Here is a 10,505-nt window from a genome sequence, read left to right on the forward strand (position 1 = left end):
CAAAAACATAGAACGAAAGAGCCTATATATATAAGAGTAAGAAGGAAAAAAAAAAAAGTCAGTAATACCAAGGGTTCATGAGGGGGGGAGTGTGCCCTTTTGGGCACACTAGTGTGCCCTTTTGGATACGGACAAATGTTCGTATATCAGATAAAAAAAAGAAACGCAAGTACGTTTCTTAAAAAAAATAAATAGGTAAATTATGTACTTCTTTAGAATCATTAGTTACTTTAAAATTCTTCAATACACCTTTAAAAATATTTTTAGTTACTCTATCAATTGCGCTTTTTCTTCCTGTACAAATAATATTAGGATTCATTATCCAAGTTCTTTTGGTACAAATTCGTCCAGTTTCATCACGAAAACCACTTTCAGCACATGCAAGAATTCCTTTATCTTTTAAAGATTTCATAATAATACTTAATTTCGCTCGTTCTCTTCCCATCTCTTTCGCCAAATACTGAATCGACGCACTGTTAATGTTTTCTTTATCAGATTCATTTGAATCTTTTTCGATTAAAACATTCGTTCCAACCTCTAAATAACAAGAAACTTCAAAAAGAAAAACTTTTTCAGCAGTTGACAAATACTTAATTTTAGTTAAAAATCTAACATTCTCATGAATCAATTGTGAAAATTCAACTTTAGCAAATGGATCTCGCTTGCGTCCTATGTAATATTCATTACCTGTTAAGTTTTGAATAGTTTCAAGGGCTTGTCCTAAGTCTTGTTCTTGCTCTTTCGTATAATGATTCTCATGTTTCTTCCGTTCAATCTCTAAATCACGTTTTCTCGCATTTTTCTCAACTTCTGAAAAATCTACTGTTTTTTTCATAATTAACTCTCCACTTCTAGTTTTTACAACTAGCGAAGAGACTTTAATTTTGTTATTATGTAGTTAGAATTATTTTCTTTGAGTCTGATACTCTAATAATCTTTTAAAATACAAAAAAAGCCCCTTCACTATAGTTGTTGTCTAAGCAACTCAATTATAGCATGAATGGCTTTTTTTGTTGTATCTTGTCTGACTTTTTATATTCACAAAAAGAGATGTATACAGATTCATACATTTTTGATATCCTAAAAATGTCAATAAGACAAATACCTTATTTATACCCATTAACAAAGAAACCTTAATACGTAAGGTTTCTTTGTTAATGGGTATAATTTTTAACTACAATTAACTGAATTTTCAAAATGATATATATCAAATTTAATAAAGTAAATATATGTCGAGACATGATAAAATGAGTGGAAATAATATACATTCATAAAAAGGGGGCTACTTTGTGGACGTTCAAACAAAAAATAATGAACAAATCACAAACATGTTAAATGACTGGTATATCGAAATTCGTGCTAGACATTTAGGTAATGCACATAAATTAAGGTTAGAAATTGATAAAAAAATCCACAACATAGAAGAAGACCAAAACCTACTTTTATACTATTCACTATTAGATTTTCGCCATCAATATCTAATGGATCATTTAAGTATTGGTAAAAATAGCTTCGACAAAATTGAATCTTTTAACACACCTACAGATAATCTTCTCTCATACTATTATTTCTTTTTTAAAGCCATACACGCAACTAGCATCGGAAACTACAACTTAGCAAGAAAATACTTTGATAAAGCTGAAATAAAACTAAAAGAAATACCCGACCAATTAGAACACGCTGAATTTTATTATAAAATTTCCACATTTAGTTGCCACAACCAACAATATGTTCCAGCTATTAAACAAGCAGCTAAGGCAAAAGAAATCTTTTCTAAATACAAAGGATATGAATTAAACATTGGTTATTGTAATAACCTTTCTGGACTATCATGCACACATCTAAAAGAATACGAATTAGCTGAAGAATACTTTATATCAGCAATGGACATTTTCCAAAAAGAAAAAGAAGAACAAGCTATTTTATATGTTCGTCATAATCTAGGATTTATGTATGCACAACAAAATTTATCAGAATTAGCAATTCGATATTTATCCGAAGTAATTCAAAAATCACCAAATAACTACAGAGCAATCTTAATTAAAGCATGCGAACATTCAAAACTAAATAATAAGAACAAAGCATCAGAACTATTTGAACAAGGTCTACAAATTAGTACAGAACTTGAAAATGAAGAATATCAACATCACTTCAAAATTTTAAAAGCAATAAATGAAGAAATCCCTGGAGAAAATTTAGAAAAACTAGTAATAGCAGGTAACAAATATTTCGAACAAGAAAATATATATGAGTATGTTCATGAATATACTGAAAAATTAGCAATAAAATTTTATCATGAAGATAATCATACAAAAGCAAGCGAATACTTTTATCTAAGTTCAAAAGCTAAACAAAAAAAACAAGATAAGGAGGCATTAAAATGAAAAAAACAACTTTTTACTTACTAGGGATCATAACTGCTTTCACCTTAATCTTAGGAAACACAAGTACATCAAAAGAAATTCAAATATCTGCTGAAAAAAACGTAATACAATATTCACATGGGAACACTGGTGGCTAATTAAAATTTTAAAAACCATAGAAAAAACACCTTCAAAAATGAAGGTGTTTTTTCTATGGTTTTTAAATAAATTTATCAACTAATAAAACTATAAACTGCAACAAATAGAACAAATCCTGAAGCTAAAAATAATGTATATCCAGTTATTTTTCGATTCTCTGTAAAATCAAAAATTCCCATCACAAAAAGCATTAATCCCATAAAAAAAGACATTAAAGGTAATAAATCATACATTTTTGTTATCAAGATATAAATAGCCAAAATACTTCCAATTAATCCAAATACAAACTTTAATAAGTTAATCAAACAGAAACCTCCTTTATTATATTTATATACATATTACTAATATTAAGGTTTTAACTACTACTAAATCCCTTATCCTATAAATCATAATTTAATCAGCAAGCCCTTAAATAAAAGAAATAAAAGCCACTATATAGTGGCTTTTATTTCTTTTATTTAAGTTGAAAGTTCTATATTTTTTTTGATTTTATTGCATTTATTATAAGGAGAATAAGACTCAATACAATTAAAGGTAAAAACACTAAAACCTTCAAATCTGTAAATCCACTTGTATTAATCTCATTTATCACCAAAAATAATAAAGCACAAAACACAATGATAACTAAAAAATACATACTAAATTTGCTGTTAATTTTTTTCCCAATAACTTTATAAATCAATCCAATTATAAAAAGTAGGAATATAGCTATACAAATCTGTATCATTACGAAAGTCATCATCTCAACTCCTACTTAAAAATACTTATCTTTTATTAGCGTAAATTTCTTTATCCAACCAACTAATCGTCATTACTGAACCACGTGAACTTGTATGATCGCGTAATTCTCTATAACAATGATAATTTCCAACAGACATAATTACTGAAACTGCTGAAGCTATAGCTGCTGGTGGGAAAAATGGAGTTAATAATCCAGTAATAGCAGCTATACTTCCCCAATAAAATGACCCATCAGCAAAATTATTTTGCCATTGTTGAGATTCACTCTTTGACATATACCATTTAACGCCCCACCAATAAGAATCTACAGATGAATATTGAATTCCATCTTTAGCATTAAGACCCACTAAATTATTCATAGAATTATTTGCTAATGGAGTAGCTTCCAATTGATTATTTTCCACATTTATCGTTGCATATCCTGCTTCAGTTGCCTGATTAATAGCTTGAATACCTCTTTGATAATGCTCATAAACAAAAGGACTAACCTGTTCTTTAACTTTTGAATCTAATTCTAATTGATTATGTTCATTTGGTTTAATATATTTACTAACAATAGCTACAGAATCAATAATTTCTTTAGATTGTTCTTCAGTATATTGACTTCCCATCCCTTCTACAGATTTAAAATATTTTTTTGTTGTCTCTTGAATTTGATTTTTCTCAGATACAGTTGTATTTTCTTCTGCATGAGAAACAACCGGTGCTACCACTGGAAATAATAAAGCCGCTGAAAGTAATCCTACTCCTAATTTTTTCATTTTCATAATATTCATCCCTTCTTATTCAATTGCCAAATAATAGATATCCACATATGTAAATCTGTAAATTTTACCATTATCTGGTACATCCTTGTATTAACTTATATTTTTCAGAAAATAAATAAATTTTAGAATAAAAGCAACTGATTTCTTTCGACATGTCCCCTCCTTCTCTTTGCCCCCACTTCGCAAACCGGACTGGCTTGCCCGGATAGGCTAACACAGGCGGTCTCCATATAAAGGGTTCGGCTACGCCCATTCCGCTACGCTTCATGCCCTTTACATCGAGCCTCCAACCTGTGTTTCCTATGCCAGTGCGCCACTCCGTACTGCGAAGACTAGGCGGCAAAGGTCGGGCGTGGAAATCCTTTTATTTCAGTGTTCTGAATGTATACTTTCCTTCCGGAAATATCTATTTTTATAGAAATCTCTTAAAACCCAATAAAATCAATAGTTTGAAAGTAAACTAATATTTAAAAGTTTACTTTAGATTTACTACAAAAAAACTATAAATAAATAATTAATAAAAAAAAATAAAAACACTACGATCAAAAGATTCCATTTATTTTTTGAAGTGGGTCTATTCACATATAGAATATATAAAAACATAGCTATAACCGTCATAAAAATTAAAAACATTTGATGATAAGAATAATAATTTATAATATATATCACTCCCTCCATCCATAAAAACAAAAACGCTCACTCGTTTAAATATACATATATTCTTTTCTAATATAGCCTATATATTAACAATTCTGTTTAATAATTATAAAAAATAGAATTTTATCAACAATTTTCGTACCAATAAAAAATATAGTTATTAAAAACATAGAAAAAGTTTCACACCCTATTCCCCATACTTTCACATAACAAGAACCTTATTATCTATTTTCACATATACTGTATTGATTTATAAAAGGCACACAAAAGGGCAATTCCTCTTAAAAACAGGAATTGCCCTTTATACAAACGAATTAAAAGAAACTACAGACACAATTATTATATCAAAATTATTTATATTATTATACATAAATATCAAAGAATGAAGGGGGGTGCAAAATCTATCTACAGATTTCGCACCAAAAACAGATAAAAATAACAATCAATAGAAACATAGGAACAGGAGAATGTTTCTTCACCTATTATAACCCATATCTTTACATTTTTGTTATTCAATTTGAAAATATGTAAAGATTCATACCCTTTTTTGAATTTTCTTTCTGTTTTAGTTATACTAGACTAGAAAGAGACTAATCTCCTTTAGGCTAGCAATAAATATACTAAATTGCACCAAAAAACCAATTCCCGTGTAATGGAATTGGTTTTTTGGTGCAATTCAGTCAATACAGCAACTTGAACCCACATTTTCAAATATGATCTTATCCATCTTAACATAATTACAAATACATAAACGCAAAAAATCTCTGTATATGCACACATATACAGAGATTTTTAAAAGGATGAAACCCTTAAGTTAGTTAGTGATGAATACTAATTATATCACAATTTTCTTTTTATATAATATAAATTAACATCATTGAAATAAAATTCATTAAATCCTAAATCTTAAATGGATAAGTGATACAGATATATAAACTATTTGTATCTGCATCACTTATGTCCACCAAAAAATCATTTTTTGCATTCTTCTATTCTGTTCAAAGGAAGAAGTTACTTTATAAAACTATGCCCTTATTATAAAACTTGAGTATGTCCCATTAAAAATAAACAAAATATAAAAGGACCTTCGTTTTTTAAACAAAGATCCCTGTACGACATATATTCTTACCAACAACCATTTTAATTATATTTACGATTATTTATATTAATATCACTTTATAAACAAGGTCCTCTACAATGGATAATTTGACAATCATAATTATTTTTTAAAGGAATCCATGTATCTGTTCGATTAAAATTATAATTCATTCATTTATCCATTCCCTTCTTCAAAATATCAAAAAACAAGAATACTCTATAAAGAGTTGATGTGGAGGTAGGGCGTTGTATACGTTACTCTATGTTCATCATATAAATGTGTATATAACTAAATAAGCCTTTTTTATTTTTGGGCTAAAAAAAAGACGTCTGTTTTGAACAGACGTCTTTTAATAAAAGGACTAAGATATCAATCTCCTACCTTAAATCATACTATACACTTCATTACCATTATTCATTCTTCCTCTAATGCAATTTCGATTTGTTCAATTCGAAATGCTACAGGCGGATGAGTCGCTTCTAAACGCGCCCAGATCCCTTTTGGAGAACCTTCCGTTCCTTCTATTTTTTCTAAAAAGGACAACAAACCTGCTCCCATTCCTAATTTGACTGCATATGCATCCGCTCGAAATTCCTCTTTTCTTCCAACAACTCGAAAAGATAAATCAGCAACTCGATGTAAAACGACTTGCATAACTTTTAATACAACCGCTGCAAGTGCCGCTAATACAGCTACAATCGGAACACGATTCGAGAGAAGAGATAAAATCGTTGCCATAGCTACTAATATCCATGTAGCCACTGTACCCGCTGTATTCAATGTATGCGCCATGACAGAACGCTTACTATCCCCATATTTCAAATGACCAAGTTCATGAGCAAGAATCCCTGCAAGCTCTTCCTCATTCGCCGTTTTTAATAATCCTTTAGTCACACAAACTGTCTTACTACCTAATGCATACGCATTTGGGAATGGTTCATCTGCTACACATAAAACCAAATCTTGTATACCTGCTCTTTGACCATAAATCATCTAAAATTGGTTTGATTTGTTCTACTTCTCGTTTCGTCGCTCGTCTCATGCCATTCATATAACGATACAATTTTTCTGCATGTTCAGTTGTGCTTAATACAGTAAGCCCACCAATAATAACCGCCGAGATAAACCCGGCTAAAATACTAGAATTTATATATAAGGCTAAAAGCATATATATAATAATCCAATTCACAAAAGCCGTTAAAATTAACACGTAATTAATCCTCCCATTTTACCATTCTCACCTTAATTTTTTTCCTTACTAGTTTATCACCTTGCTTTATTTTCACCAAGGCTTCCCCAGTATGTAATGCTTTAATTTCATCTGGATGGAACACAAAGTTTTTCACATTTCGCATACTTCCCAAACCTGTTACACCCTGAGCCATATCTACCTGATAAGTAAAATCTAAACTATCAGCTGTACCAATTGCTTTTGCCAATTCTTCTGCATCACTTGGATCATTCTGTGCCTGAACAATTAAAGTATTACAGTTTTGCATGATTTGCTTTCGTAAATGCTCACTCACTGTCTCTATATCCGCTAAGGATTGAAAAGCAAGCAATGCCTCAAATCCTGCCCCACGAGATTTATTAATCACATCAATAACTTGCTGCGTAACAAGTACATTAAATTCATCAATAGCAACTGTCACATGTTCACCTTCTCTGTGTTTCATATGACTACTCACATTCGTTTTTAAATCATTCACAATCATCTTTCCAAGTTGTCGAGCGCCTTCCGGATATCGCAAACTATCCAATGTAAAAACAACCGTTCCTCTTTCTTCTAACACTTGATGTAATACGATTGTATTTCCCTCTTCTTCCTGGAATAAATGTCGAAAATCTCCTTCAGCCAAAATAGAAACACGACTGGCCAAACCTTCAATTGCCTTTTTATCAATCCGCTTAATTTTTGGAATCAAATTGAAAACTTCATCACGTTTGAAAATACTCTCAGAAGGCTCAGATTTGCTTAAATCAACTTTTTCATCATCAAACAACACTAAACCATCTGTATCGCTTAAATCGCTAACAGCAACCTTTTTAGGCGCTTCTTCCGTTGCTTCTATTTCTGATTGGCTTGTAATCAATCCAATTAAAGCATCAGCATCACAATATTGTGAAACACTTGTTAATGTCGCTTTCACATTCCTAGCTTCAAAAACACGGAATAAATATTGTAAAAATTCCTGAGAAGATAACTTATAATGCTCTTCAGACCAATCAGACAATGTTAAAATTTTATCTGTTAACTCTGTTGGAGTTCCTACAGCTAAAGGATTATAGTGCATCCCAACTCCATCTGTATTGAAATGATAAAAAGGACGTTTATGCTTTTCAGCAAACTTCCGAATTTCTTCCGCAAGTTTCATATCTCCTTTTGCATCGATAAAAATCCCTGCTTGCTTCTTTAAAATTGCGTATTCCAAAAATGTTTTAATTGTTATCGTTTTACCCGAGCCAGTTGTTCCAACTAATCCAATATGTTTCTTTAAAACATCTGGTGTTAACGTGATTTCTTGACCTCCAGTCATAGTTCTTCCTAAACGCACACCTTTTGGAATTTCCCCACGATCCATTTCTTTTTGATAGATTTTCTCTTGCTGTTTCTCTTTTAGATTCACAATAACTTTATTGGCCAAACTATTTTCCTGTTTCTCTCTCTCTAAAGATGAACTATTTTGTACAGTTGATTCATCTACTCTAGTTGCCCATTTAAACACATTTTCAATAGCAACCACTAATCCCGCTGTTTTAACACCATTCACTAAAAACCCTAACAGCGTATTATCCTCTGGAAAAATAGCAAATACAAATTTTTTCATCATATCTGGTATAATTCCAAAATAATTTTCCGTAAACGAAATCATAAATGATACAACACTAGATGACAATAATGTTTGAAAATCATTCAACACCCATAAAATCGAAAATCCAAATGCAATCCAAAATACAATTCGTTTTTCTAATTTCCCTACCTGTGCTAATGCACCAATCCTTTTAAAAATAACTGCTATTAAATACCCACTTGTAAAACATAAAACTGCCGCAAATCGAATCCATTCTAATAAATTTCGATTTTCTTCATACTGATTATTTGCCATATACAATTACTACTCCTATCTTTATACTTTTATAATTTCATAATTTGAAATCTATCTGATACAACTGTTTGATTCATTTCTTCTCTTAATATTTTTGCAATACTTTCTTTTTCTACAACATAAATCACACTTACATATTGCCCTTTCGCAATTCGTTCCGCATAATCACTTATAATCTGCTTCACTCTTGTTCTATTCTTTAATGACAACTCTAGTTCTACTGCATACTTACTTCCATTCACAATCAATATTCCATCCGCTACTCTCATAGCTAATGCTTTAAACTTATCTTCTTCACTTGCCTTCCTAACTAATCTAGACTTAATCTGTCTTGCTGTTATCCAACTCGATCCCTCATATTTTTTTAACAACTTTACCGATAAATCCACTAATTTCTTATCATGCACAAAATTATTCACACTCGGCTTTTTCCCCGCTGCCATTTCACTCTCACATAATTCCACACCATCTTTCGTTACCCAATACACATTCCCATAATCATATAAAATCCTCTCTCTCTTCAATACCCCCTGTTCTACCATCTCTTTTAATCTCCTATAAACAACTGTCTTTCCCAAACCAAAAAACTCTTGTACCTGTTCTGCTAATACAAACCCATGTAAATTTACCCACTCTACTATCTCTACATCTCTCTTCGTAATTGCCATATTTCCCTCTCCTACTCTTCTATCCTTCTATACATCTACTCTTCCAATCTTTTATCTTTACCATCTACCACTTTACCATATTCTTACCATCATCCTCCATATCTATTTCCATACCTATTATTATCTATTCTTTCCTTCTATTCCATACCCATTTTCTTCTCTTATTCTCTTATTCTACTACTCTTATCCCCTCACTCAACTCTCATATTCCCCGCCCCACACCTTCTGACTTACTGACCACTCACATGTAGACGTAGTATGTGAGTGGTCAGTAAGTTCGTAGCGATAGCGTAGAAAAGAAGGTGTGGGGCGGGGAATCGGCTATACATAGCATCTAAATGCAACTTCAGTCTACATGAAACCTATGGAAAATGGGTATGGAACTATATATCATAATTTATTCCACATATTTTTTCATAGGTCTTTGCAAATAGCCGCGCCATGGCGCGGCTATTTGTTAAACAAACGTTTGATTAAATCAGATGTTTGTTTCTTTTATATTTTTTGTTCTTTGTATTTTTATTTTTAAAAGTTTTATTTTTTATCGTTTTGAAATCTATTTTTTTGAACAGGAACGCCCCTTGTAGTTTCCCATGCTTTGCGGTAAGAGCTGGCGCACTGGCAGGAAATCACAGGGTAGAGGCTCGTTGTAAAGGGCGTGTAGCGTAGCGAAACGGGCGTAGCCGAACCCTTTACAATGAGAATCCCTGTGATAGCCTAACTGGGCTAGCCAGTTCGATAGCGAAGCACGGAAACTACAAAAAGGGGCAATCCTTCGGATTTTCACCAAAATATAGCGTGAAAACATAACGTATCTTAATCTCAAAAAACAGCAAAAACATAGAACGAAAGAGCCTATATATATAAGAGTAAGAAGGAAAAAAAAAAAAGTCAGTAATACCAAGGGTTCATGAGGGGGGGAGTGTGCCCTTTTGGGCACACTA

General features: G+C 31.6%; 9 protein-coding genes. 2 read left to right on the forward strand and 7 right to left on the reverse strand.

The window, feature by feature from the left end; translation table 11 throughout:
- Nucleotides 1-178: 178 nt before the first annotated feature.
- On the reverse strand, nt 179-835 hold the full coding sequence (locus MR168_RS30295) for a hypothetical protein (protein ID WP_000754323.1): 657 nt from the start codon (nt 833-835) through the stop codon (nt 179-181).
- A 454-nt stretch (nt 836-1,289) separates the two neighbouring features.
- On the opposite strand from MR168_RS30295, the gene MR168_RS30300 reads away from it, so the two are divergent.
- Complete coding sequence (locus MR168_RS30300) at nt 1,290-2,384, forward strand: Rap family tetratricopeptide repeat protein (protein ID WP_042595333.1); 1,095 nt, start codon at nt 1,290-1,292, stop codon at nt 2,382-2,384.
- The gene (locus MR168_RS30305) at nt 2,381-2,521 is read left to right on the forward strand and encodes a hypothetical protein (protein ID WP_003308713.1); all 141 of its coding nucleotides are present in this window, start codon (nt 2,381-2,383) and stop codon (nt 2,519-2,521) included. The genes MR168_RS30300 and MR168_RS30305 overlap by 4 nt, the downstream gene beginning before the upstream one ends.
- 75 nt (nt 2,522-2,596) lie before the next feature.
- Here MR168_RS30305 and MR168_RS30310 read toward each other — a convergent pair whose 3' ends face one another.
- The 6 genes from MR168_RS30310 to MR168_RS30340 all read right to left on the reverse strand — a co-directional run bounded on the left by MR168_RS30310 (nt 2,597) and on the right by MR168_RS30340 (nt 9,561).
- Nucleotides 2,597-2,827: a DUF3953 domain-containing protein gene (locus MR168_RS30310; protein WP_000609155.1), complete on the reverse strand. Its 231-nt coding sequence runs from the start codon at nt 2,825-2,827 to the stop codon at nt 2,597-2,599.
- A gap of 459 nt (nt 2,828-3,286) precedes the next feature.
- Entirely contained in the window at nt 3,287-4,030 is a 744-nt protein-coding gene (locus MR168_RS30315; protein WP_000782445.1) for a hypothetical protein, read from the reverse strand.
- 2,170 nt (nt 4,031-6,200) lie between these two features.
- Entirely contained in the window at nt 6,201-6,746 is a 546-nt protein-coding gene (locus MR168_RS30325) for a M48 family metalloprotease (RefSeq protein ID WP_242291705.1), read from the reverse strand.
- Nucleotides 6,724-6,996, reverse strand: coding sequence for a hypothetical protein (locus MR168_RS30330; protein ID WP_000906472.1), 273 nt, complete (start codon nt 6,994-6,996; stop codon nt 6,724-6,726). Before MR168_RS30330 ends, MR168_RS30325 begins: the two co-directional genes overlap by 23 nt.
- 4 nt (nt 6,997-7,000) lie before the next feature.
- On the reverse strand, nt 7,001-8,893 hold the full coding sequence (locus tag MR168_RS30335) for a type IV secretory system conjugative DNA transfer family protein (protein WP_000002874.1): 1,893 nt from the start codon (nt 8,891-8,893) through the stop codon (nt 7,001-7,003).
- Nucleotides 8,894-8,922: 29 nt separating this feature from the next.
- Nucleotides 8,923-9,561 carry a helix-turn-helix domain-containing protein gene (locus MR168_RS30340; protein WP_001018686.1) on the reverse strand — a complete coding sequence of 213 codons (639 nt, stop codon included), beginning with the start codon at nt 9,559-9,561 and terminating at the stop codon, nt 8,923-8,925.
- Nucleotides 9,562-10,505: the final 944 nt, after the last annotated feature.

The organism is Bacillus cereus group sp. BfR-BA-01356 (assembly GCF_022663635.1).
Lineage (GTDB): Bacteria > Bacillota > Bacilli > Bacillales > Bacillaceae_G > Bacillus_A > Bacillus_A cereus.